The organism is Fimbriimonadaceae bacterium (genome assembly GCA_023957775.1).
GTDB lineage: Bacteria > Armatimonadota > Fimbriimonadia > Fimbriimonadales > Fimbriimonadaceae > JAMLGR01.
In genome coordinates, this window is sequence record JAMLGR010000019.1 from 45,926 (window position 1) to 70,512 (window position 24,587).

The window sequence follows — 24,587 nt, forward strand, 5'->3', positions numbered from 1 at the left end:
GTCTTTGCACGCCCGTCCAGCGGGCGTGGCCCGTTACAATGGGCGGTGCAGCGAAACGTGTCGATCTTGCCTCTCGCTTGCCTGGCCGCTCTGGGTTGGGGCGCTCCCGATGTGGAGTTCGTGAAGACCGTGGTCGACACCCGGTTCGTCGCCGAGGGGGTGGCCGTGGGGGACGTCAACCGGGACGGCAGGCTCGACATCCTGGCGGGAAATGTCTGGTACGAAGCGCCCGGTTGGACAACCCACGAGATCGCGCCGGTGGCCGCGATCGAGCCCAAGACCGGCTACAGCAACTGCTTCAACAGTTGGGCGGAGGATCTCAACCACGACGGGTGGGTCGACCAGATCCTCATCGGTCCACCGGGCGAGAAAGCCGTGTGGCGCGAGAACCCGAAAGGCGGGAGTGGCCCTTGGAAGGAGCACCTCGTCTGGCGGAGCGCGTGCAACGAGAGCCCCCTTTACGCGGACTTGTTCAAGGATGGCAAGAGGGTGCTGGTAATGGGCACCGACGACGAGTACCTCGCGTGGTTCGAGCCCGCCGAGGATCCCTATGCGGAGTGGATCTGCCACCCCGTGAGCGGGTTGAAGGGCGCGGGGTCGCAGCGGTACTCGCACGGTCTGGGTGTGGGCGACGTCGACGGCGACGGCCGCAACGAGATCCTCACGACGGCGGGCGCCTACTCCGGGTCGCGCGAGGGGCCGTGGGTGTTTGCGAAGGCCGCCCTGGGTCCCGAATGCGCCCAGATGCTCGTGTTCGATGGGAACGGCGACGGGCGTCCGGACGTTTTCAGCACCTCCGCGCACGCGCGCGGGGTTTGGTGGTTCGAGCAGGGTGCGGAGGGAGGCTTTCAGAGACATCTCGTCGACGAGACGATCTCCGAAACGCACTCCGTCAATCTCGTCCAGTTCGGGAAGACGGTGAACCTGATCACGGGCAAGCGCAAATGGGCGCATCCGCCCGGCGTCGATGTGGGTTCCGAGGAACCCTCGCTCCTCGTTCGATACGAGCGGGGAGCAGACGGCACGTGGGTCCGCCACGTGATCGACGACGCCTCGGGCGTCGGCACCCAATTCGTCGCGCAGGACATGAACGGCGACGGCCTCGTCGATCTCGTGATCGCCAACAAGAACGGGGTGTTTCTGTTCGAGCAGAAGGCGGCGCCCTGGTAGCCTGCTCGCCATGAGCCGCTTCCCAATCGCACGGACCCTCGTCGCCAAGCTCGCGCTCGTCGCAACGCTGGCACCGCTGGCCGTCGGGGTCGTCGGATCGCGACCCGCGGGCGACGAGTACCTCGCCGGCTACCTGATCATCCCCACGGGCGAGCGTGTGGACCCCTCGTTCAACGCGGGCTTTTCGATGTACGTGGCCGCCTGGCCCCTATTGCGAACCTATCCCGGTCACCGTTTCCAAACCGGGCTTCCAGGCACGTGGATGTTCGCCCAGTTCGACGGCGAAGCCCCGAAGGACATGTACTCCGATGTCGAGGGCGGGCTGGGCTGGTGGAGGGACACCCGCTTCCCCACGGAGACCCCGAAGTTCATCATGGGCGGCGTCGGTCCCAACTTCTCCGTCATCGCCAACGGACCCGCCCATGGGTGGGGGAGTTGGGAGAACCCGCGCGGTCTGTATGGTGTGGCGCAACTCAGTCCCTGGCTGCTCTTTCCCATCGATGGTCTGAACCTCAAACAAGGCGTGAGCGGCGAGCTGTTTGGCTACGGCTACCTTCGGCTGCCGCTTGCCGAAGCCAAAGCCACCACGGACGGCCAGAACGTGCCGACGGGCGGCAACTGCTGGACGCTGTTCCTCAACACCGCCAACTTCAAGGGGCCCGTCGCGTTCTTCACCCCCTACTTCTGGTCGCACGCCGCCGTGAAGGAACCGCGACTGGCCGGGCTGACGCTGGACAGCCGCCCCGTGGATCCCAACCGCCATGTGCAGATGGAGACGCAGTACATCCCGTGCCAGGTGGCCGTGGCCGCGAACGGAGTGTCGTACGCCCGCATCGCCCCGACCTCGTTCCCTCGCTCCGCGGACGGCACCTCGGTGTTGGTGCATCAAGACACGGCCTATGACTCCACGGCGCTTTGGGACTCCGTGAAAGCCTGGTTTGCGGGCGGTGCCCCGAGCACGGGGGCGATCGATCCGAAAGGCGCGCACATCCGGACGTTCCCCGGACGGGGAAGCGCGACGTGGGAGATCCGCACGCCGGGCCAGGGGGGCAAGGAAGGCAAGGTCCCGCTCGATTGGAGCGCCTTCGCCACGCCCTTCGCACACGACGCGAACACCTTCGGCTACAAGTGGAACGATGCGGCCACGACGCGGAAGGGCGACTTGGTGACCCTTCCCGAGTTCTACCAACTGAAGGCGGGAGCGAAATGGGTGCCGGTCTCCTCGGATCAGGTCCCTGCCGACACGGGTTTGCACGAACGGAAATGGGAACGCCCGAACGAGCCGCCGCAGGAAGCGTACGACACACCGGCCGACCCGACGAGCTGCTGGAAGAAACCGGGACCCGCGGCAGGGCCGTTCGAGGCGCGCCTCGGAGACGGCACGGTGGTGACGTACTACTGGTACCGCTTCGCCGACCAGCCCGCCCTGCTGAACGCGGGCCTCACGGATGCCGAGCGAGAGCGCATGCAGTCGAGGGTCGAGAAGCTGCACCGCGCCTGGCCCAAGAGCCGCGACTACCTGCCGCCTCCCAAGGTGGGATCGCTGGCACAGATCGACCCGGCCCTGATCGTCAAGCCCCCGAAGGGGCTCGAAGTAGGCTACGTCCCCATCGCCACCCGGCAGGAACTGACCAGGAGCCGGTAGCCCGATTCCCGACTCCCGACTCCCGATTCTCGGTTCCCGATTCCCGACTCCCGATTCCCGATTCCCGTCCCTTCACCTCACAGGCACCGCGACCTCGGTGGCGGTCGGCATCGACTGAACGTCCGCCGCCCAGCCGCGCGTTCGGCACGCCTCGGCCACGCGGTTCACCGCGACGAGGTACGCCGCGGATCGGCTGTGCACGTTCCTCTCGCGCCGCATGTCGAACACCTCGTGGAAGGCGCGCGTCATCGTCTCGTCGAGGCGCTCGTGCACGTAGGCGAGCTTCCAGTGGTCGAGGTTGGCGTTCTGCACCTGCTCGAAGAAACTCACGGTCACGCCGCCCGCGTTGCAGAGGAAGTCGGGGATCACCATCACGTTGTTCTCGTGCAGGATCACATCGGCTTCCGGCGTGGTGGGCCCGTTGGCGAGCTCGCCCACGATCTTGGCGCGGATGTTGGCGGCGTTGACGTGGGTGATCACGTTCTCGAGCGCGCTCGGAAGGAGCACTTCGACCTCCAACTCGAGCAAGGCCTCGTTGGTGATCGGTTCGGTCCCGGGCAGACCCACGACGCTGCCGGTCTGTTTCTTGTGGCGGACGACGGCCGCAGGGTCCAACCCCTCGCGCCGGTAGATGCCGCCCCTGGAGTCGCTCACGGCAACGACCTTGGACCCGAACATCTCGCCGACGAGCCGGTGCGCGTGCATGCCGGCGTTGCCGTAGCCTTGAATGGCGACCGTCGCGCGGGCAAGGTCCAACTCAAGCTGGCGAGCCGCCTCGCGGAGCGTAAACATGCCGCCGCGCGCCGTGGCGTCGTCGCGACCCTCGGAACCGCCCATGTTGAGAGGTTTGCCGGTGATGACGCCGGCCGCATGGCGACCGACCATGGCTTCGTACTCGTCGAGCATCCACGCCATGATCTGAGGGGTCGTGTTCACGTCCGGTGCGGGAATGTCGAGAGGCGGGCCGACGAGGTGGCCGATCTTGCGCATGTAGCCGCGCGACAGCCGTTCCAACTCCCCGACGCTCAGCTCTTTGGGATTGCAGATCACGCCCCCCTTGCCGCCGCCCAGAGGGATGTCCACCAGAGCGGTCTTCCACGTCATCCACGCCGCCAAGGCGCGGACCGTGTCGACCGTCTCGTCCGGGTGGAAGCGGATGCCGCCCTTGCAGGGCCCGCGGGCGTTGTTGTACTGCACCCGGTAGCCGCTGAAGATCCTCACGCGCCCGTCGTCCATACGAACGGGAATCCTCACGTGATGCTCGGACATGGGCTGTCGGAGCAGCTCGTGAAGATCGGGATCCAAGTTGAGGAGGCGCGCCGCCTCATCGAGTTGGGCTTGCGCAATCGCAAATGCATTCAAGTTCATCTTGCACTCCTGTACGGAGGTAGGTGATATCTCTTGAACCGTCCTCCGCAACGGTAGCCTACCCCTGCTACTTTCAATTCGCTGTGTCCCTCCTTTCAAGGACCAATTCAATCGCCAGCTTTCTGCTCCGTGCATCGAGCATAGCGTGCAGGCGGGCGCTCACTTATCGAAGGAGCGATATCCACGGCTAATCGGAGAGGGGTAACCCCTAGCAGAACTACTGGGCCTTTCCCACGCCCTACCCGAGCGGCCGGCGGGCGTGGCGCCAGGCGAAGAGACCGAACGCCGGCCACCACAAGAGATCGTTTGTCAGGACTACCCAACCGAATTGCCACGGGAGAGTGCCTTGGATCGCGTGGAGGACAAATCCCAGGGGGCCGAGGAGCTTCCCGAGCAACCCGATCCAAACGAACCCAGAGTAACGCTCGGGGTCCCTCGCGAGCAGGTAGTAGCCGATGGCGTACACACCCACCATCATGCCGATTACCTGCACGAGGGCAGGGTGTGTAATGCCCTCGAGTCCAACCCTTTGCGCGAGCGTGGCGGGGAAGAGGCAGGCGGCAACTCCCCACAGGGCGTTGTAGATGGCGGCGGCATAGAACCAGGTCCGAAAGCACCGAGGGACGGTTTCGCTACTCACGGGGCACCTTGGGCTCCGAGGGGCAAGGTGCCGTAGAGTGGTCCTCGATCTCCACGACCCTGCGCTCGCGGCGCGAACGCTCGCCCGCGAACGCGATGGCGTGGGTGCGCAGCGACTCGTCCGTGGGCGTGAGCACTCGGGAGGGATCCTCCAGACGCACGGCTTCCACAAAGCGGGACATCACGTTGTCATCGCCTCCCCCGTGGGAGCCGTCGGGCGGCGGTAGCTCGATGCGCTCGTGGTGGGCCCCTCCCCACGTCCGGTAGAGGTCGATCGTGTTCTTGTCCACGTCAGAAGCGAGGTAGCCGTGGGTGCCGTGGACGCGCAGATACCGGCCGGCGAACGGCGTGAACGCGGTCATGGTGAACGTGGCGGTCGTCCCGCCCTCGAACTCGAGCGCGAGCACCTGATGGTCCACCACGTCGTTATCGCAATGGAACACGCACCGCCCGTAAGGACCGGTGCGAAGGGCCTCCAACCTTTCCTCGTAGGAGAGCTCGGCGAAACCGACGTGGTGGCCCCAACCGATCCGCTCGGGATCTCCGTAGATCTTCATGGCGTGGTACGGGCACTCGGCCTCGGCGGGACACCCGTCCAGGCACCGGGCGGGCGCCCCTACGGGCGCGTTCGCGGCCGTGAAGAACGAGAGCGATCCGAAGGAGCTGGCCCGCACGCAAGGCGCCCCGGCGAGGTGGGCGAGAATGTCCACGTCGTGGCAGCTCTTGGCCAGGAGCATGAACGTGCTGCGCGCTTCGTTCGACCAGTTTCCGCGCACAAAGGAGTGGGACATGTGGATGTGCTCCACCGCCTCCAGTTGATCGATCGACATCACCCGTCCGATGGCGCCGTCCGCGAGCAGCTCCTTGATGCGGGCGTAGGTCTGTTGGTAGCGCAGCGAGTGGCAAACGCAGGCGATGCGTCCGGTCTCGGCGCGCACCCGATCGATCTCGCGGCAGTGCTCGAGCGTCGTGGCCATCGGCTTCTCCAGCAGCAGGTGGTAACCCAACTTCATCAGCGCGATCGAGGACGCGTGATGCTCTCGATCGGGCGTCGCGTCGATCGCGGCATCGGCCAGCCTCGGGCTCTCGACGAGGGATTGCCAATCCGAGAAACAAGCCTCCTGCGGCAACCGATGCCGCTCGGCCAGGAGGGCCCGTTGCCGCTCGCGAGGCTCGGCGATGGCGACGACCTCGGCCTGGTCGGGGAGTTCCGCGGCCCACTTCGAGAACCCGTTGCCCCGTGCTCCGCAGCCGACGATCGCCAAGGTGATGCGCTTGTCCATGCCGAGCGGATTATGGCCCCGACGCCCCGAGGCAAGTGGGGAAGCCCTGCAGGGTCCCCAGGCAGGCGTGCTTGAAGAGCGTCCTCGGGATTCGAGGGGTTCCGTTCGGACATCTTGCCGGCTGGAGGCTAAACTGAGCACTGTGAAGACGATCCAGTGGAAAGAGTTCGAGGCCGTGGAGTTGTGCGCGGGCACCATCGTGCGAGTGGAGAACTTCCCAGAGGCCCGGCAACCCGCCTACAAACTCTGGGTCGACTTCGGTCCCCACGGGATCAAGCAGTCGAGCGCCCAGGTGACGGTCCTTTACGCGAAGGCCGAGCTGATCAATCGCCAGGTCATCGGCGTGCTCAACTTCCCGCCCAAGATGATCGGCGGATTCGAATCTCAAGTGCTGCTTACGGGCTTCGAGCGCGAACCGGGTGTCGTCGTGCTCGCGCAGCCGGAACGCACCGTGCCCAACGGCGCAAAGCTCTTCTAATCTCTCCCGGGGTTATTGCTTGCATAAGCACGCTGATCATTGCTCTATGGGGCCCTTCAAGCCGATCTCTACCCCGTATTCTTGCTAGCTTTACTGTCTCGCCTCACTGCCGGTTCAGATCCTGTGACGAGTTCAATAGACAACAAAACTACTCTGTTACTTCCTGGATAAACCTAGTAATTCTATTGGCCTGGTATGAGTGCTAGGGTTTCTGGAATGCGACCGAAGTGTGCGCGTTCGCTTGTACACTAACTGTCGGTGCTTGGTGCACCTAACTCGGTGCAAGGCACCAGAAGAGGAGAGATATGAATTACATGAATCGATTGGCCGTCTTGGCCGTAATTGGGGTAGTGGCCGGCGCGAATGCGCAGGTCATCACGCAGAGCGCGACGCAGAACATCGTGTCGGGCAACAGTGTCTCGTGCAACAACCAGGTCGCCCATACCGATAACTGGTACGCCCGCGGCTTCGTCCTTTCCGAGCACTCGATCGCCGGTCCTTGGGCCGTGTCCCAGGTCGAGTTCGCGGTGGAAGAGGCTCGAAGCGTCAACTCGACGCTTCCGGTGGAAGTTCGTCTCTACGACGGATTCACCGTCTCGGGTTCGGTCTTGACGATGGGCAGCCTGATGGGCACGTTCGCAACGAACGTCCCGGTCGGCAGCGCGTACTTCCATCAGGTCGCCGTCTCCGGCACCGTGAACTCGGGCCTGCTGGGCGTTGAGATCTTCACGCCGGACGGAACGACGAACAGCGATCTCATGTGGATCGGTTCGAACCCTGACGGGCAGACCCACGCGAGCTACCTTCGCGCCGACGACTGTGGCATCACGAGTCTGACCGACATCGCTGCCATCGGTTTCCCCGGCATGCACATCGTCATGAACGTGACGGGTGCTCCGGTTCCCGAGCCTGCGTCGATGCTCGCGCTCGCCACCGGTGCGATCGCCCTCATTCGACGTCGCCGAAGCAGCAAGTAAATCGCTTCGCTTCTTAAAGAGAGTCCGCCGGCAAAAATGCCGGCGGACTTTCTTGTTTCTTAGTGCCCTTTCCCTTTCAGGGTAAAGCTGGTGCCGCAACCGCACGAACGGGCGGCGTTGGGGTTGTCGAACTGGAAACCCCCGCCGATGAGGTTGCCCGTGTACTCCAGAGTCGAGCCTTGGAGATAAACCGCCGACTTCGCATCGCACACGACGAGGATGTCGCCAAAGCGCGCCTCCTGGTCGAAGGGGGTGCGGCGCGTGTCGATCTTCAACACGTACTCCAAGCCCGAGCAGCCGCCCCCTTTGATTCCGACCCTGAGGAAGGCGTCCGGGCGCCCGTCCTTGGCGAGGAGCCGCCGCACCTGGGCCAGAGCCCCATCGGTCAGGGTGACGGGAAAGGATGTGCTCACGTCGTTCCTCCCGAAGCCAAACGGATCGGCTCGGTCTTGTCCAACTCTCCGGCGAGCAGGTCGGCGAGGGTGATGCCGTGCAGCACGCGATCCACCGCGAACTGCACGCGTCGCCACAGGGGGCGCAACGCGCAGTCGTCGGTGTGGGTGCACGCGTCCTCCAAGCCCGAGTGGCGGTCGCAGAAACCCGGCTCGTACAATCTGCCGCCAAGCGCGTTCAAGACGTCCGCGATGACGATCTGCGAAGCGTCCCGCTCCAGCGCATACCCGCCGCTTTGCCCCCGAATGCTGCGCAAGAACCCCTCCTTGCGCAGGGCGGAGACCAGCTTGGCCACGTACGGCTCGGTCAGACCCTCGTCCCGAGCGATCTCGGCGATCGTCGTACTCTCCGACGCGCTGCGCCCGATGGCCATCAGGCATCGAAGCCCGTACTCTTCTTGCGCGCTGAACTTCATATCAACCCCAGCGTCAACCGGGCCTCCTCCGACATCATCTCGATCGAGAACGGCGGGTCCCACGTCAGCTCGAGGTCCACTCGAGCAACGCCGGGAACCTGGCGGGCGGCCTCTTCGACCTCTCCCGGCAACGATTCCGCCACGGGGCACATGGGCGAGGTAAGGGTCATCACGATGCGCACCCGCGCCTCTTCGTCGACCTCCAATTCGTAGATCAGGCCGAGGTCGTAGATGTTGATCGGAAGCTCCGGGTCGTACACTTCGCGGAGACACTCGATCACCTCGTTCTTGAGGAGCGAACGCTCGATGGGATTCAAACTCATCCCTCGTCCTCCGTGTTCACTTCTTCGCCACCGTGCAGCGCGGCCTTGAGGGTGTGCCAAGGCAGGGTCGCGCACTTCACGCGCATTGGAAACTCGCGCACGCCGGTGAGGGCCGCCAAAGACTCCTCCGCATCCGAAAACGCGGGGTCCTCCCCTTCGATCGTGAGCAAGCGGTGCACCTTGTCGACCAGCGCGTCGATCTCCGCGACCGTCTTCCCCTTGACCACCTCGGTCATCATCGAGGCCGACGCCGTCGAGATGGCGCACCCGACGCCTGCGAACTGGATGTCGCGGATGCGGTCCGCCTCCATCTCGATCGTGATGCGGACCTTGTCGCCGCACAGTGGATTGTTGCCGTTGGCGTGGTGGTCGGCATGCTCTAGGGTTCCCACGTTGCGCGGGTTCTTATTGTGATCGAGGATCACATCCTGATACAGTTCGCGAAGTTCAGAGTCCATCGATCGCCTCAGCCAAACAGCCGCCTCACTTTTCCCAACGCCTCGACGAGCCGATCGACGTCGTCCGGCCCGTTGTACGCCCCGAAGGACGCGCGCACCGTGGCGGCCACGCCCAAACGCTCCATCAACGGCTGCGCGCAATGGTGGCCCGCGCGCACGGCGACGCCCTCGGTGTCCAGCACGGTTCCCACGTCGTGCGGGTGCACGCCCTCGACAAGGAACGAGACGACGCCGCAACGTTCCTTCGGCGCCCCCAAAACGGTCACGCCGTCGAGATCGGCGAGGGCTTCCACGGCATCGCGCACGAGCGCGTCTTCGCTGGCCCGAAGGGCGTCGTATCCCAGCCCCTCGATGAACTCCATGGCGGCAGCGAGCCCGACGGCGCCCGAGATGTTCGGCGTGCCCGCCTCGAACTTGGCCGGCGGCTTGGCGTAGGTGGTCTTGGCGAACGACACCGAGTGGATCATGTCGCCGCCCCCCTGGTAGGCCGGAAGCCGGTCCAGCCACTCCCGGGTGCCGACCAGGGCGCCGATTCCTGTCGGTCCGTACATCTTATGGCCTGAAATCGTGTAGAAATCGACGCCCAGCTCGGCGAAGTTCACTTTCAGGTGGGGCGCCCCTTGGGCGCCGTCCACCACCACCACCGCACCTGCCTGCTTGGCCCGCGCGGCCATGGCGGATACCGGGTTCACCGTCCCCAAGGCGTTGGAGACGTGCCCGAGTGCGAGCACGCGCGTGCGCTCGCCGAGGAGCCTGTCGAAGGCACTTAGATCGAGATCGCCGCGCTCGTCGATGGGGACCACGCGCACGACGGCGCCCGAACGCGCGGCGGCCATTTGCCAGGGCACGATGTTCGAGTGGTGCTCCAGTTCCGTGAGCAGGATCTCGTCGCCTTCGCGCAACCAGCCCTCCGCGAGTCCGTGCGCCACGAGATTCAGGGCTTCGGTGCAGCCCTTGGTGAACACGACTTCCGCATCCTTGGCTCCCAGGAACGAACGCGCCACCGACCGCGCGTGTTCGTACGCCTGGGTCGCGCGCGCGCCCAGGGTGTGGACGCTGCGGTGCACGTTGGCGTGGCTGGTCGTTTCGTAATGGGCTACCGCATCAAGCACCGCGCGCGGTTGTTGGGCGCTGGCGGCGCTGTCGAGGTACACGAGGGGGTGTCCGTGGATCGACTGGCTCAGGATCGGAAACTCCGCCCGAACCTTCTCCGTGTCGATCATCGTGGCCTCGGTCTTGATCATCTTGTGCCCTATGCCGTCGGGGCCGGTGCGGCATCCTTGGCGCCCGCCAACTTCCGGAACAGCTCCTGCTCCAACTCCGTACGCACCTCGGCGACCGTGATCTTCTCGAGCACTTCGCTGGCGAACGCGTACACGAGGAGCGCCTCGGCTTCGCTGAAGGGAATGCCGCGCGAGCGCAGGTAGAACATCGCGTCCTCTCGGAGCTGCCCCACCGTGGCGCCGTGCGTGCACTTCACATCGTCCGCGAAGATCTCAAGCTGGGGCTTGGTGTCGATGGACGCGTGCGGCGAGAGCAGAAGCGCTTGGTTCGTTTGCTTCGCGTCGGTCTTCTGTGCGTCCTGGTGCACGAAGATCTTTCCGTTGAACACGCCCTTGGACCGCCCGTCCAGCACGCCCTTGTACACCTCGAAGCTGTCGCAGTGCGGGAACGCGTGGTCGAGGCGCGTGTGGTTGTCGCACACCTGATCGCCGTTCAGTGCGTACACCCCGTCCATGCGGCTGTGGATGTTCGACCCCGCCAGGTACACGTTGAGGTCGTTGCGGGTCAACGCGCCCCCGAAGGTGACGCTGTAGCCGTTGTAGGCGCTGTCCGGGGCCTGTCGCACGCCGGTGAGCGCGATGTGGAACGACTCCGCGTTCTCGCGCTGGACCTTGATGTGTTCGAGATGGGCGTTCGAGGCGACGTAGACCTCGGTCACGGCATCGGTGAAGCCTGCGGCCTCCCCAACGGACGCGTAGCTCTCGATCAACGAGGCGTCGCTGCCCTCTTCGGATACCACGAGGAGGCGTGGAAAGCTCGCCCCGCCCTCGGTCGCGACGTGCAGGACGTGGATCGGCCTGGCCGCCCGCTGGTTCTTCCGGATCCGGAGGAAGGTGCCGCCCTCGAAGAGCGCCGAGTTGAGGCCGGCAAACGTGTGGTTCGCGACGTCGGTCGCGGCGTCGACCTTGGTGGCCAGCTCCGGGGTGTCCCCGACGGCGTCGATCAGGGGCTGCACGTCGACCGCGGCCTCTCCGCCAAGTCGGGAAAGCTGCGGAGCGTAGCGCCCGTTCACGAGCACGACCAGGGTTTGCTCGAGACCGGGGAAGGTCCAGGGCTGCAGTTGCGCTTGGGTCACAGAACCCTGTGGGGCGGGCGACCACGGACCGGCTTCCACCAGACCGCGCACGCTCGTGTACTTCCACTCCTCGTGCTTGGTGGTGGGTATCCCGAGCGCCGCGTGCGTATCGGCCCCGGCGCGGCGGAGACGGGCCAGCCACTCGGGCGAATCGTCGAGGAGCGCTTGGACCCGCTCCTGCAGGGAGCCCAGGAGGGTCGGAGTGCGTTCGAGAAGGTCGTTGCCCATGGTCCTAGCGGCTCGCCGCGAGCTCCTCCTGGATCCAGCCGTAGCCCTTGGCTTCCATCTCGAGGGCCAACTCCTTGCCGCCGCTGCGCACGATGCGCCCATCCATCAGGACGTGCACGAAGTCGGGGACGATGTAGTTCAGCAGGCGCTGGTAGTGGGTCACCACCACGACCGCGCGATCCGGGCTCCGCAGCGCGTTGACGCCGGAAGCCACCACCTGGAGCGCGTCGATGTCGAGCCCCGAATCCGTTTCGTCCAGGACGCACAGCTTGGGTTCGAGAACGGCCATCTGGAAGATCTCGTTGCGCTTCTTCTCGCCGCCGGAAAACCCTTCGTTCACCGAGCGGTTGAGCATCGCCGCGTCGAGCTTGAGCGCGGCGGCCTTCTCCTTGGCGAACTTGAGAAACGCCATGGCGTCCATCGGGGCGTCGCCACGGCTCTTGCGGATCGCGTTCACCGCGGCGCGCAGGAAGTACATGTTGGACACGCCGGGGATTTCGACGGGATATTGGAAGGCGAGGAAGATGCCCGCGGCCGCCCGCTCCTCGGGGTCCATGTCGAGCACGTCCTGCCCGGCCAGTTCGATGGAGCCGTCGGTGACCTCGTACTCGTCGCGTCCGGCCACGACTTGGGCCAAGGTGCTCTTGCCGGACCCGTTGGGACCCATGATGGCGTGCACCTCGCCGGCCTTCACCGACAGGTCGATTCCCTTGAGGATCTCTTTGTCCTCGATCTTTGCGTGGAGATTCTTGATTTCGAGCATCTTCGTTCTTCGTCCCGCCTCGTCTTTCTACGGCGGTGTTGGACAAAGTTTACCAAAAAGTCAAGATTGAATGGCGGGCCTGTCGCGCGATCCTGGCATCCCTGGGGGTAAGGGTGGCGCCGCTCGCGACAGATAATTCCATCAATGGCACATCTTGCGGCGATTTGGCAGTTCACGCGCGACCGGGTTCGACACGCCTACAACGGATTGACGGACGAGCAACTTGCTTGGCGCTGTCCCGAGACGGGCGCGTCGATCGCGCGGCTGCTCTATCATGTCGCGGGTTCGGAGCACTATTGGGGCACGCGCCTCGCGGGGCGGAATCCCGACGAGCCCGGGTTCGACGCCCGGCTCGATTCGTTCGCCCTTCCCAAGTTCCTCGAGGATCCCGATGCCATCTCGGAGGAGGAGCTGACCCGCGACTCGGTCGAGCAGGCGCTGGCCCGAACGTACGAGCTCTTCTCGGCCGTCGTGGCCACTCCCCCGAACGCCAGGGAGCGGGTCACCGTGCCGACGCCCGAAGGGGAGGTGGTGAATGCCCGCGAGGGGCTGGTGCGCGTCGCCCAAGGCACCGCGCTGCATGCGGGGAAGATCTGGAGCCTGCGCAGCCACCCCGAGTTCCCCAAGGCCGCGTAGCCTCCTCGAACACTGCCTGAGCGGGTAGGTTGGGCCTACCGGTCATGCAGTGGATTTCAGAGAGCAAGGGCTTCGACGAGGCGTTTGCGGGGGTGGAGAACCCTCGCAGCCATTACCAGCAGGTGGTCCAGCTCCTCGGGGCCATGAGCGAGCGCGAAATCCTGCGGCGCGAGCGCCTGCAGGACGTTTCGCTTCTCAATCAGGGCATCACGTTCAACGTGTATGGCGAGGACGAGGGCGTCGAGCGCGTCTTCCCGTTCGACCTCGTTCCCAGGATCATTCCGGCCGATGAGTGGAAGCAGCTCGAACGCGGCCTTGTCCAGCGCGTCACGGCGATCAACCTCTTCCTGCTCGACGTCTACACGGAGCAGCGTTGCCTCCACGATGGGATCATCCCCTGGGAGCTTGTGCTCACGCGGGAGGATTACCGGCGCGAGGTCTTTGGCGTCGTGCCGCCGCGCAAGGTGTTCACGCACGTCGTCGGCACCGACCTCATCCGCGACGATGCGGGCACGTACCGCGTGCTGGAGGACAATTGCCGCTGCCCGAGCGGCGTTTCGTACGTCCTCGAGAACCGAAACCTCCTGCAGCGCACGTTTCCCGAACTGTTCGCCTCCCACCCCGTGCGTCCCGTGCGCAACTACCCGCGCATGCTTCTGGACACCCTCGCCTACGTCGCGCCGAGGTGGAGCCAAGGGGCGCTGGCGGTCGTGCTCAGTCCGGGGCCGTTCAACTCCGCCTACTTCGAACACTCGTTCCTCGCCCGCGAGATGGGGGTCAGCCTGGTGGAGGGGCGCGACCTCGTCGTCGAGGAGAACCACGTCTATGTCCGCACTACCGAGGGAAAACGCCGCGTCGAGGTGATCTACCGTCGCATCGACGACGATTTCCTCGACCCGCTCACCTTCGATCGCGAGAGCATCTTGGGCGTTCCGGGGCTGATCAGCGCGTACCGCGACGGCAACGTCGCCATCGCCAACGCGCCGGGCGCGGGCGTGGCGGACGACAAGGCGGTCTACGCCTATGTTCCTGCGCTGGTCAAGTACTACCTGGACGAGGAACCGCTGCTGCAGCAGGTTCCAACCTATACGGGCTTCCGCGAGCAGGACTTCAAGTACATGATGGACCATCTCGACGAGCTGGTCGTCAAGACCACGAGCGGCGCGGGCGGGTACGGCATGCTGATGGGACCCTTCGCCACGAAGGCTGAAATCGCCGAGTACGGTCAGAAGATGCGGAAGGACCCTTCGAACTACATCGCGCAGCCGCTCGTGGAGATCTCCAGCCACCCCACGCACCTCGATCGTGCGTTCCGTCCCCGGCGGGTGGACCTTCGACCGTTCATCCTGTTCGGCGACCGCGTCCGCATCCTTCCGGGAGGGCTGACCCGCGTCGCTTTGCGCGAAGGGTCGTATGTGGTGAACTCCTCGCAGGGCGGGGGAAGCAAGGATACGTGGGTGCTCGAGGAGCGTGCGCCATGATGCTGGCCCGAGTCGCCGACGCCCTCTACTGGATGGGGCGGTACATCGAGCGCGCCGAGAACGTGACGAGGCTGCTCATGGTCGCCAGCGACTTTTCGGTGGAGCTGGAGGGCTTGGACGACAGGCTCGCGCACCGGGAGTGGGAGGCGGTCCTCGCCGCGCTTCCCGGCGCGTCGCCCGTCGCCCTCGGAAAGAGCTCGGGCCTGATCGTGCCGCACGTGCGATCGCTCCTTCTCGACGAGGAGAATCCGATGTCGGTGTTCAGCTCGCTGGCCCGTGCCCGCGACAACGCACGCTCGATCGGCGAGACGCTCACACGCGAGGTGTTCACCACGCTGAACGAGACGCACCGGGAACTCCGGGACCGGCGCAAGGGTCTGCGCAACGCCGTTCAGGCCCACGACTTGGCCAGCCATACGCACCTGGGCATTCTCACCATGTTGGGAGCGATCGAGCACACGCTGACCCGCGACCAGGGCTGGACCTACATGAAGCTCGGCGAAGCGATGGAGCGCTCCCAGCGGTCGCTCCTCGTCATGCGCGTGCAGCTTCCGGTGCTCTCCACGATCGAGCACGAAGTCGATCCTTCGCTCTTCTATGCGGGGTGGCGCAGTCTGCTTCTCTCCCTCGCCTCCCTTGAGAACTACCGTCGGGCGCACGGGGCCGCGTTGGACCCCAAGACCGTTACGCGATTCCTGCTGTTCGATCCCTCCACGCCTCGGGCTGTCCGGTGCGGGGTCGGCCGCATGAAGGCCTATCTCTCCTCGCTCCCCGCGGGCGACTCGGGGTTGCGGACCGCGGCGCGGGTCATGGGAAAACTCGATGCGGACATGACGTACGACGAGGAGCGCGTGATGGAGCTTGAGGACGTGGGCCCATTCCTCAACGAAGTGCTCCACCGCCTATCGGAGACCCACGACCTGATCACCCGACAAGGAGCACCCTGAGCCGATGCTTTTGGACATCGAACACCGCCTCACGTTTCAGTACGATGCCTTCATCAGCGAGTCGTGGATGGAGCTGCGCGTCGAGCCGCGAACGACCCAGCACCAATCCCTCAACTCGTTCTTCCTGGCGGTGGGGCCGCCCACCAAGGTCTTTCGCTACAAGGACTGGAACGGCAACTCCGTCCACCACTTCGGCGTGCCGGACTACCACAACCTGATCGAGGTGGTCTCACGGTCGCTCGTGGAAACGAAGCCCCAGTATCCGGGGCTCGAGTTCGTCACCGATCCGATCCCCAGTGCGGAGGCCCAGGGGCCCTTGCGCGACTTCACGACCTTTGGCGGTCCCGTGCTCCGTTCCAAGGCGTTGGAGCGGCTTGCGAAGAAGATCAAGGTGCCTGCCAGCGCCCCGGTCGGGGAGCAGCTTCACGAGGTCGGGCGCTTCGTGCACGAGCACCTGGAGTACCGGCCGGGCAGCACCAACTTTGCGACCACCACGGACGAGGTCCTGACGCACGATTCGGGCGTGTGCCAGGACTTCGCCCACCTCACGCTTGCGCTGCTTCGTCTCCGGGGCCTTCCGTGCCGCTACGTGAGCGGCTACCTGCACGTGCAGCGCGAGAACGACGCGCCGGCCGAGAGTCACGCGTGGGTGGAGGCGTACGCGCCCACCTACGGGTGGGTCGCCTTCGATCCCACGCACAACCAAGTGCCGTTCGAACATCACGTGGTCGTGGGATTCGGCCGCCACTACGACGACGTGGCCCCGAACCGAGGCATCTACCGAGGCAAGGCCACGGAGGCGCTTACCGCCGAGGTCCGAACGTCGCCGAGCGACAAGACCGGGGTGATGAACCTACGCGAGGAGATCGGCCAGATCGAAGTCCCCGTCTACACCGAGGTCCCCAACCGAAAGGCGCGAGCCATCGGCCTCGACGAAATCGCCGATCCCCAACAGCAACAGCAGCAACAGTAGCCTACTTCACGTACTTGTCGAGCCACGCGATCCACCGCGCCCACATGTCGAGCAGCGTCTCGCGCGCGACCGGGCCGTGGTTCTCGTAGGGGTATTTGTAGAGTGCGGCGGGTTTGCCGAGCCCTTCGAGGGCCTGAAACATGCGGTCGGAGTTGATCGGATCGGTCCCGACGTTCTGGTCGTCCATCCCGTGGTACATCAGGAGCGCGCCGGTGAGTTGTTCGGCGTAGAGGAGCGGGGACATGGTGGTGTACGTTTCACGCGCATCCCAGAGGAACCGTTGCTCCGCTTGGAACGCCATCGGGGTGAGGGTGCGGTTGTAGTTGCCGTCGCCGGCGATGCCCGCCTTGAAGTAGGGGGTCTGGATCATCGCGTGGGCCGTGCTGAACGCGCCGTACGAGTGACCTCCGATGGCCAGCTTCGTGCGGTCGGAGATGCCTCGGCGCTCCAACTCGTCGATCGTCGCCGCGAGGTTCATCCGCAGGTTCAGGGCGTAGAGGTCGTTCATGCGGCCCTCGGGGCCGACGATCGGGCAGTCCGGTTCGATGACCGCGTATCCCAGGACCACGAGGTAGTCCTTGGTGCTGGCGCCCATGGCCGGGAAGGCGTTCTTGTTGTAGCGCCGTCCACCCTCGTCGTACTGCTTCTGGTCGGTGTACTCGCGCGGATAGAACCAGAAGAACGACTTGAGGCCCACGCCCCCGAGGTGCCATTTGGGCACGCGGGCGGTCACCCAAAATTCGAACCCGTCCGCGCGCTTCACCTTGAAACGGGTCTTGGGAGCCTGGGTCACCTCTGGAGCGAAGTCCCGATTGTCGGTGAGCTTCTTTAGGGAGCCGGACGCTTCGCGCAGGTACGAGTCGGGCACCATGCTGGGCGATTGGCGTGTGAGCACGACGTGTTCCAGCGTGTCGTCCAGCACCGCGGCGATCGTCTCGTAGACGTCGGGCGAGGACTGCCACACCCGGGCCTTTTCGCCCTTGCCGACGGGCACCGCGTCGAGGAAGGGGCGCGGCGCGTCCTTCTCGGGGTCCTTGGCGTACTCGGTGCCGGAGAGGTAGACCCCTCCGCCCGGTGCCTGCCGCACGACGGAAACGCCCAGTGCGTTGTCCTTCATCAGGAGGTCGCCGGGGTCGTCGTAGAAGTCGTCGGCCTTGTCCGTAGAGAGGGGGATCTTGACGCCGGGTTCAGAGAGCTTCACCGCAAACAGCGTCTCGGTGCCGCTCCGCGTTTCGGTGAGGAACAGCGTCTGCATATCCTCGGAGTAGCGCACCGAGCCGATGCGGGTCTCGTTCTCGTAGATCTGTTTGACGTCGTCCTTGCCGAAGGGCGGGAGCCACTGCATGACGCGATCCTTCCGGTCGGCGCCCTCCGGGGGCGCGGCGCCTGCGCCGCCTCGGCCCTGGCGCCCTTGCTCGTCGCCACCGCCGTCCTGGGATCGTGGGGCGGGCGCCTGTTCGAGGTACGAGAAGCCGTTGCCGTCGGGTCGCCAGGACAGCGCGCGCTTCTGGCTGGCTGCTGCCCCGCCCCGAGGGCCGCCGCCCCCGCCCGCGCTGCCTTGGCGCAGCGGACGTTTGCTGATTTCGGCGAGGACCTTGCCCGTAGCGTCCCAGATCTCCTCGACCGTGCCGAAGCTGCTGACCGGAACGATGTACGAGAACGGCTTGAGCATCGTCGTGACGCGCACGTACTTGCCGTCCGGCGAGGGGTCGAACGCGTTGATCATCGCCGGTTTCCCGACGAGTTGCGGCCGTCCGCCAGCCGCATCCAGGAGGGCGAGTTGGGCGGTGGCGAGGTACTCGAGAAGCTCCTGGTCGTAGTCGGTTTCCAGCAGCGCGCGGTACGTGCGCGTCGGGTTCTTGCCGGGCTGCGTGACCTTGACCTCGGGTTGTTTCGGAACGGAGGGAGCCGTGGGAACGGGGCCGCGTCCCTTGGGGATCAACAGGGTGGCGACGCGCTGGTTGCCCGCCCACTGAAGCCTGGTGACGAGCGCGGCGTTGACGGGCTCGGCTCCGATGCGTTGGACCGCACCCGTTTCCGCGTTGGCCACGTAGACGTAGGTGGCCTTGTCGAAGTGGCAGAAGAGCGCCACGCGCTTGCCGTCGGGCGACCACGCGGCGCCGCTCACCTTGGCGTCTTTGGGTGCGAGGATGGGGACGGTGCGGCCCGTCCGCCACTCGTAGAGTTCGTAAGAGTCTGTCCCGCGCGCGCTCAGGGTGCGGTCGCGGTTGGCGGCGACGTCGATCATCTCCCCGCCCAAATTCACATAGGGGCGCGCCATGTCGGCGATGGTCGGCATGCCGCCCGAGTGCGCGATCAGGAACCGGGTCCCGTCGGGGCTGAGGTTGGTCAGCAGCGTGTTCTCATCGCGCGGGGCGTCCACGAGCCGCGCGATCTCCGGCGGCGGCAGGATATACGATTCGGCCTTCAGCGGGTCGTCTTGCGCGTGCCCGAGCGTGCCGAAGGAGACGAGAGCGACGAGGAGGAACGGCCGGAGTTGCATCTTGGCCCCAAGGTTCGCGGGCCGGGCGCGCGTTCCTGCTAGTGGTCCGGGGTCTGGGAGTGCGCGAGCTTGCTCGCCGCCCTGCAGGCGGTGGTTGGGTCTGGGAGTGCGCGAGCTTGCTCGCCGCCCTGCAGGCGGTGGTCGGGTCTGGGAGTGCGCGAGCTTGCTCGCCGCCCTGCAGGCGGTGGTCAGGGGTCTGGGAGTGCGCGAGCTTGCTCGCCGCCCTGCACCCGAGCGGCTTGCCGCGGGTCCTTGACCGCACCCCTCGTCATTCGGTCCCTGCACCCCGACAATTTTGCTGGGTCCTACCATGCAAGGCATCAACTTCCAAATCGAATTCCCCCTCGACGACGGCCGCGTGCTCGTCCATTCGGCCGACGGCAACCGGTTCGTGCGCGCGCCGTACACCTACATCGGCGACGGGTTCGCCACGCACCACAACCCCGCGTGCCTGGTCGAGCCCAGGTTCCGCAAAGCGTACGACCGCGGCATCCACAGCGGGCACAAGATCGGAGGCGGGGGCGACCTGCACATCGAGTGGCGGGTGCACCTCTACTGCTGGGCGGGCTGGCATGCCAAACAGCTCGAAGGCGACTTCGTCGAGTGCGGCGTGAACACCGGTATCTTCTCGCTCGCGATCATGGAGTACACGGAGTTCAACGAAACCGGCAAGAACTTCTGGCTGTTCGACACGTTCAACGGCATTCCCGACGACCAGTTCACGGAGGCCGAACGGCAGATCGGGCTCGACCAGGTGCATGCGGACAGCTACGAGGACTGCTGGGAGATCGCGCAGAAGAACTTCGCGCCTTACCCCGGTGCGCGCCTCGTGCGCGGCCGCGTGCCGGAGAGCCTGCACACGGTTGAGATCGAGAAGGTCGCCTACCTCGGCATCGACATGAACTCGGTCGTTCCCGAGATCGCCGCGGCGGAGCACTTCTGGCCGAAGATGGTGAGCGGCGGGATCATCATGCTGGACGACTACTGCTGGCTGCACCACGTGAACCAGAAGACCGCGTTCGACAAGTTCGCCGCGGAGCGCGGCGTGAAGATTCTCAATCTCCCCACCGGTCAGGGCGTGATCCTGAAGCCGTAGGGGACGGGAATCGGGAATCGGGAGACGGGAATCGGGAATCGGGAATCGGGAATCGGGATTGCCTTACTCTGGCAGTACTGGTAGATCGATTCTTGAAGCCGTTGTGCCTCCCTGGAAGATGCGCTGCGTCGTTTTCTGGAAATCCTCCGCTCTTGCGGTGTAGATGTTCACGAACTTCTGGGGGTTCCGGTCGATGAGGGGGAACCAGGAGGACTGCACCTGCACCATGAGTTGGTGGCCGGGAAGGAACGTGTGGAGGATGTCCTGCATCGGAAACGACATGTGGGTGGGTTTCTCGGGCACGAAAGGTTCGGGCAACTCGAAACTCTCGCGGTAACGACCCCGCATCACCTCGCTCCGCACCAGCATCTGGTATCCCGCCATGGCGCCTTCGGCGTCGTCGGGAAACACGTCGATCACCTTGACGATCCAGTCGGAGTCCGTGCCCGTCGTGGAGACCCAGAGGTCTGCGACCACCGTTCCGGCCACCGTCAGGGGTTTGTCGAGCAGTCCGCTTGTGAAGGTCAACACATCCTTCCGTTTCTCGGCAAAACGCTGGTCGGCGACCATGAAGGTTCGGTTGACCGAGCTTCCGATCGGGTCCATGTAGGGAACTGGGTTCGCGGGGTCGCTCTCGTAGCTGTTGGCTGCCGCGGGCGGCGCGGTGAACCGCATCGTCGAGTCCGGGCAGAAGTAGAGCGCTTGGTAGGCAGCTTCCTTGGGCGGCCAAGCCTCGAGGGTGCGCCACCGGTTCGCGCCGGTATTGAACACCGTGACCTTTGGAAGCGGCTCCACGTCGCTGCCCTTCAGGTAGTGCTGGAAGAACCTCCACTGCAGGTCGCGGAAATACTCGCCCGTCTTCGAGCCGAATTCGACGCTTCCGAGCTTCTCTCCGGAGTCCCCGCCCCACTGCCCGTGAGACCACGGCCCCATGACCAGATACCGCTCGGTGTCGGGGCTTTGGCGATCGATTGCGCCGAACGTGTGGAGCGCTCCGTACAAGTCCTCGGCGTCGAACCACCCGCCGACCACGAGCACGGCGGGCTTCACCTCGCGAAGCCACTGCGCGACGCCGCGGGCCTTCCAGTAAGAGTCGTAGTTCGGATGTTGGAACGTCTCCGCCCAGTAGAGGTTGTCCTTCATGTACTGGTGGGAGTTGGCTAAGGGGCCCATCTTCAGGAAGAAATCGTACAGGTTGGTTCCCGAAGGCATGCGGAATCCGGGCGCGCTTCGCGGGGTGGGTTCGGGGCGTTGCGCACCGAACGAACTCATGAACGAGAACCGCTGGGCCAGAGTGAACGCACCGTTGCGGTGGTCGTCGTCCCCCAGCCACCGATCCGTGACGGGCGCCTGGGGCGAGACCGCCTTCAGCGCGGGGTGCGCGTCGATCAGGGCGTGGGACGCGTAGAACCCAGGCTGCGAAACACCCCAAATCCCCACGCGGCCGTTGTTGGACGGCACGTTCTTCACCAACCAGTCGATCGTGTCGTACGCGTCGCTGCTTTCGTCCACGTCTTGCGGCGTGCGTTTGTCGGGACGGTGAGGCACGCAGTAGACGTGGGCGCCCTCGGACATGTAGCGGCCGCGCACGTCTTGGTAGACGATGATGAACCCGTCTTTGGCGAACTCGCGCGAGGGGCCGATCGAGTTCCTGATCGTGGGACCGTAGGGGCCGGAGCCGTAGGGTGTCCGCTGCAGAAGAATCGGATAGGTCGCGTCCGTGTTCTTGGGGGAGTAGATCGCCGTGTAGAGCTTCACCCCGTCCCGCATGGGGATCATGACCTCCTGCTTGGTGTAATGGTCGCGGGCGACGAAGGGATCCTGGGCGGGCGCCAGGAGGGCGAGGGCCACGATGACGGGATTCACGATCTCCATACTACGCCGAGTCGTGACCGTGTTCCTGTCAGCGGAGCGACAGGGCCAGTGGGTCGTCCCTGGAAGGTGTCGGGTATCGTGGGCTTGACCTTGGCGAGCTCACCCGAACTGGCGGTATTGAGTTTCATTTCTGGCTTTAGAAGCCTGTCGAACCAATCCACGATTCGATGCCATGAATCACGAATATTGATCGGCTTGCTCAGAACATGACCTTCCCCAAAATACCGGACGAACTCAGCTTCTTTCCCAAGCCTCACCAAGCCTGAATACACCTCCTCAGCCTGTGCGATGGAAATGAAGTCCAGGTCTCCATGGAGCATGAGGAGAGGGGTTTCGACGTTGTTGAGATGGAAGACCGGCGAGTTCTCGACCCACCGGAGGCGGTCTTCCCAGAGTGGTACACCCATTCGGCCCTGTCCCGCTTCTGACCAAGAAGAGAAGAAGGAGGCTCCCCCGAAGCTGTAACGGGTGCGCGCATCGAAAATGCCGCTATTGCTGATCAAATCGCTAATACCCGCAAGGGCCACGGCGGCCTTGAATCTGTTTGTCTGCGTGATCAATACATGTACAGTGTATCCGCCGTAGCTATGCCCGATCACTCCAATGTTGTCGGGGTCCGCCACACCCAACTCCACTAGTTTGTCTACCGCCGGGAGTACAGATGGAGGGATCTGATTGATAGGAGACCCTCGATCTCCCTCAGGAGAGAGTGGGATACTTGGCTGCATGACGACGTATCCGCATTGAGAGAGAAGTTGAGGGAGGCAGAGCACGGGATTAAAGGACAGCGGGAAAGCTCGCTCGAGGGTCGTCACCAACGTACCTGCATATACCATTACAACAACGGGATAGCGTTTACCCTTGACATAGGCTGGTGGGTAGAGTAGAGCGCCTTTCAAGTCCTGGCCATCTGAATTGTGGTACCTGAAGAGCTCTTTTCTTCCTGTCGGAATTTCATGGATGTGCAAATTTAGATCGGTGATCCGCACTGGGTCTATGAAGGAGAACTCCGAGCACCACAGGTTGTCCACATCCATATCACTCTTAGAATAGAGAATGGAGCTGTTGCTCCTCCCCAGGTGGAGATCATACAAGGCTGTGTATTGCGGCACACGATCCGATAACAGATGCATGGCACCATTCTTCAAGTCCGCTTTCAGGAGATTCTTTCTCGAATTAGCGGTATCAGTGGTTTCGAGAAGGACGGACCTGCCATCCTCGCTAAAGGCGTATCCAGTTCCCTTAACTCTCAAGACTCCGGATATATTTACATTGGCCGTCTCTTCCTCTGTAGCAAACGTCCGCTGCGGTGGCTGAGTTCCGTCCGAAGATAGAGACCACCACCCTTCTTTATTCTGAGCCAATACATGGCTTCCATCCGGAGACCAGAGATATGACCCTACCGACGCCCGCAAGACATCGGGCTGGGGAAAGACCTTCTCGAAAGATGGGTCCTTGCCTGGAGTGATCATCCTCAATGTGCCGCGCACATCAACCACGTAGAGCTCCCCATTCTTCCTCTCCAAAAGGGAGCGGCTGTCCGGGGACCAAAGGAGCTTGTCCTCCACGTCTTCCATAAGGAGACGCGCGGCACCACCTTCTGACGGCATGACATAAAGATCAAAAAGCTGGATGAAAGTCCCTGGGATCACTCGCTTAAAGGTTTTATACGCAAGAGTCTTCCCATCAGGGGACAGTTGCCAAAGCATGACATCTTTGTTCTCGGACAGTCGCTCCAACTTGCCCGAGCCAATATCCAGGATTCCCAGGTCGACCCGGTTTTCAGCGATCAGGAAGCGGCTGATATCTGACGGAGACTCGGAGCGAAGAACGCTGGAGGTCGTAGCACCCCTTGGGTCCAGGAATGACTTGTAAATCTTGGGGATCAGGAAGAGGGGATTGTCATCCACTCCGGGGTCTACTCTGGTCTCGCTTTCAGGGAGAAGCGGAATAAGCACCTTCTTCCCGTCCTTGGTCCAGGCAGGTCTGTCTCGCTGAAAGAGGGTAGATTTGAGTCTCGGGCCTTCGATCTGTGTGATGTGAGCATTGTGTGCCTGGGCATTGCGACACAGCCAGAGGACGATCTGCCCGTCTTTGTCGCCGTAGAAAGCGAGGTCTTTGCTGTTGGGAGCCCATACCGGATGCCAATAGCTTCTCTTCTCGGGCTTGCCGTTGGTGATTCGCGCGAGCTTTCCTGTTCTTGTGCTGGCGATCCAGATATCTTGGCGGAGAAACGTGACCGGAATGCCCCCAGGCAGTTTTCTTGAATCGCCAAGCGAATAGATGTCATCCTCCTGGAAGCTGCGGGCAATCGTGAAGACCACCCAGTTTCCATCAGGTGAAAACTCGTAATGCTCATAATTGGGATTGGAGATCGACTCCGTCTTCATGAGAGAGTCCAGGAAGCGATCTACTTTGTCCGCGCTAAGTCCCTGCCTGCTTTGAGAAGGGTATGCCAATACCGAAACGACACAGAGGGCAACGACAAGCTTCCACATAAGAACTTCCAGGCGCCAA

22 protein-coding genes are annotated in these 24,587 nt (G+C 64.0%); 9 read left to right on the plus strand and 13 right to left on the minus strand.

Annotated features, from left to right (window positions below; genetic code table 11):
- Positions 1 to 45: 45 nt before the first annotated feature.
- Positions 46 to 1,170, plus strand: coding sequence for a hypothetical protein (locus tag M9921_14575; GenBank protein ID MCO5298070.1), 1,125 nt, complete (start codon positions 46 to 48; stop codon positions 1,168 to 1,170).
- A 10-nt stretch (positions 1,171 to 1,180) separates the two neighbouring features.
- Positions 1,181 to 2,815: a hypothetical protein gene (locus M9921_14580; protein ID MCO5298071.1), complete on the plus strand. Its 1,635-nt coding sequence runs from the start codon at positions 1,181 to 1,183 to the stop codon at positions 2,813 to 2,815.
- A 72-nt stretch (positions 2,816 to 2,887) separates the two neighbouring features.
- Here the strand turns inward: M9921_14580 and M9921_14585 are convergent, their stop codons facing one another.
- From M9921_14585 to M9921_14595, 3 genes are all read right to left on the minus strand, one after another.
- Positions 2,888 to 4,183, minus strand: coding sequence for a Glu/Leu/Phe/Val dehydrogenase (locus M9921_14585; GenBank protein MCO5298072.1), 1,296 nt, complete (start codon positions 4,181 to 4,183; stop codon positions 2,888 to 2,890).
- Between the two features lie 238 nt (positions 4,184 to 4,421).
- Positions 4,422 to 4,823, minus strand: a complete 402-nt coding sequence (locus tag M9921_14590) for a hypothetical protein (GenBank protein ID MCO5298073.1) — start codon at positions 4,821 to 4,823, stop codon at positions 4,422 to 4,424.
- A complete protein-coding gene (locus M9921_14595; GenBank protein MCO5298074.1) occupies positions 4,816 to 6,105 on the minus strand; it encodes a Gfo/Idh/MocA family oxidoreductase in 1,290 nt (429 codons plus the stop codon). Before M9921_14595 ends, M9921_14590 begins: the two co-directional genes overlap by 8 nt.
- Before the next feature lie 142 nt (positions 6,106 to 6,247).
- On the opposite strand from M9921_14595, the gene M9921_14600 reads away from it, so the two are divergent.
- On the plus strand, positions 6,248 to 6,583 hold the full coding sequence (locus tag M9921_14600; protein MCO5298075.1) for a tRNA-binding protein: 336 nt from the start codon (positions 6,248 to 6,250) through the stop codon (positions 6,581 to 6,583).
- 314 nt (positions 6,584 to 6,897) lie between these two features.
- Positions 6,898 to 7,560 (plus strand): PEP-CTERM sorting domain-containing protein, encoded by a 663-nt coding sequence (locus M9921_14605; GenBank protein ID MCO5298076.1) that lies wholly within the window; start codon positions 6,898 to 6,900, stop codon positions 7,558 to 7,560.
- A gap of 59 nt (positions 7,561 to 7,619) precedes the next feature.
- Here the strand turns inward: M9921_14605 and M9921_14610 are convergent, their stop codons facing one another.
- The 7 genes from M9921_14610 to sufC are packed head-to-tail and all read right to left on the minus strand — an operon-like array spanning position 7,620 to position 12,559.
- Positions 7,620 to 7,973, minus strand: a complete 354-nt coding sequence (locus tag M9921_14610) for an iron-sulfur cluster assembly accessory protein (GenBank protein ID MCO5298077.1) — start codon at positions 7,971 to 7,973, stop codon at positions 7,620 to 7,622.
- Positions 7,970 to 8,428, minus strand: a complete 459-nt coding sequence (locus M9921_14615; GenBank protein ID MCO5298078.1) for an Rrf2 family transcriptional regulator — start codon at positions 8,426 to 8,428, stop codon at positions 7,970 to 7,972. Before M9921_14615 ends, M9921_14610 begins: the two co-directional genes overlap by 4 nt.
- On the minus strand, positions 8,425 to 8,751 hold the full coding sequence (locus M9921_14620) for an SUF system Fe-S cluster assembly protein (protein MCO5298079.1): 327 nt from the start codon (positions 8,749 to 8,751) through the stop codon (positions 8,425 to 8,427). The genes M9921_14615 and M9921_14620 overlap by 4 nt, the downstream gene beginning before the upstream one ends.
- Positions 8,748 to 9,209 (minus strand): SUF system NifU family Fe-S cluster assembly protein, encoded by a 462-nt coding sequence (locus M9921_14625; GenBank protein ID MCO5298080.1) that lies wholly within the window; start codon positions 9,207 to 9,209, stop codon positions 8,748 to 8,750. The genes M9921_14620 and M9921_14625 overlap by 4 nt, the downstream gene beginning before the upstream one ends.
- Before the next feature lie 8 nt (positions 9,210 to 9,217).
- A complete protein-coding gene (locus tag M9921_14630) occupies positions 9,218 to 10,453 on the minus strand; it encodes a cysteine desulfurase (protein ID MCO5298081.1) in 1,236 nt (411 codons plus the stop codon).
- An 8-nt stretch (positions 10,454 to 10,461) separates the two neighbouring features.
- The gene (gene sufD / locus M9921_14635; protein MCO5298082.1) at positions 10,462 to 11,796 is read right to left on the minus strand and encodes a Fe-S cluster assembly protein SufD; all 1,335 of its coding nucleotides are present in this window, start codon (positions 11,794 to 11,796) and stop codon (positions 10,462 to 10,464) included.
- Between the two features lie 4 nt (positions 11,797 to 11,800).
- Complete coding sequence (gene sufC / locus M9921_14640; protein MCO5298083.1) at positions 11,801 to 12,559, minus strand: Fe-S cluster assembly ATPase SufC; 759 nt, start codon at positions 12,557 to 12,559, stop codon at positions 11,801 to 11,803.
- A gap of 144 nt (positions 12,560 to 12,703) precedes the next feature.
- On the opposite strand from sufC, the gene M9921_14645 reads away from it, so the two are divergent.
- The 4 genes from M9921_14645 to M9921_14660 are packed head-to-tail and all read left to right on the plus strand — an operon-like array spanning position 12,704 to position 16,596.
- Complete coding sequence (locus M9921_14645) at positions 12,704 to 13,195, plus strand: DinB family protein (protein MCO5298084.1); 492 nt, start codon at positions 12,704 to 12,706, stop codon at positions 13,193 to 13,195.
- Between the two features lie 44 nt (positions 13,196 to 13,239).
- The gene (locus M9921_14650) at positions 13,240 to 14,676 is read left to right on the plus strand and encodes a circularly permuted type 2 ATP-grasp protein (GenBank protein MCO5298085.1); all 1,437 of its coding nucleotides are present in this window, start codon (positions 13,240 to 13,242) and stop codon (positions 14,674 to 14,676) included.
- Positions 14,673 to 15,623, plus strand: coding sequence for an alpha-E domain-containing protein (locus M9921_14655; protein ID MCO5298086.1), 951 nt, complete (start codon positions 14,673 to 14,675; stop codon positions 15,621 to 15,623). Before M9921_14650 ends, M9921_14655 begins: the two co-directional genes overlap by 4 nt.
- Before the next feature lie 4 nt (positions 15,624 to 15,627).
- On the plus strand, positions 15,628 to 16,596 hold the full coding sequence (locus tag M9921_14660; GenBank protein ID MCO5298087.1) for a transglutaminase family protein: 969 nt from the start codon (positions 15,628 to 15,630) through the stop codon (positions 16,594 to 16,596).
- A 1-nt stretch (position 16,597) separates the two neighbouring features.
- Here the strand turns inward: M9921_14660 and M9921_14665 are convergent, their stop codons facing one another.
- On the minus strand, positions 16,598 to 19,099 hold the full coding sequence (locus M9921_14665; protein ID MCO5298088.1) for a prolyl oligopeptidase family serine peptidase: 2,502 nt from the start codon (positions 19,097 to 19,099) through the stop codon (positions 16,598 to 16,600).
- A 310-nt stretch (positions 19,100 to 19,409) separates the two neighbouring features.
- Between M9921_14665 and M9921_14670 the strand changes: the two genes are divergently transcribed.
- The gene (locus M9921_14670; protein ID MCO5298089.1) at positions 19,410 to 20,195 is read left to right on the plus strand and encodes a TylF/MycF family methyltransferase; all 786 of its coding nucleotides are present in this window, start codon (positions 19,410 to 19,412) and stop codon (positions 20,193 to 20,195) included.
- Between the two features lie 63 nt (positions 20,196 to 20,258).
- On the opposite strand, the gene M9921_14675 is transcribed toward M9921_14670, so the two are convergent.
- Entirely contained in the window at positions 20,259 to 22,061 is a 1,803-nt protein-coding gene (locus M9921_14675; GenBank protein MCO5298090.1) for a CocE/NonD family hydrolase, read from the minus strand.
- Entirely contained in the window at positions 22,058 to 24,568 is a 2,511-nt protein-coding gene (locus tag M9921_14680; protein MCO5298091.1) for a prolyl oligopeptidase family serine peptidase, read from the minus strand. Before M9921_14680 ends, M9921_14675 begins: the two co-directional genes overlap by 4 nt.
- Positions 24,569 to 24,587 lie beyond the last annotated feature (19 nt).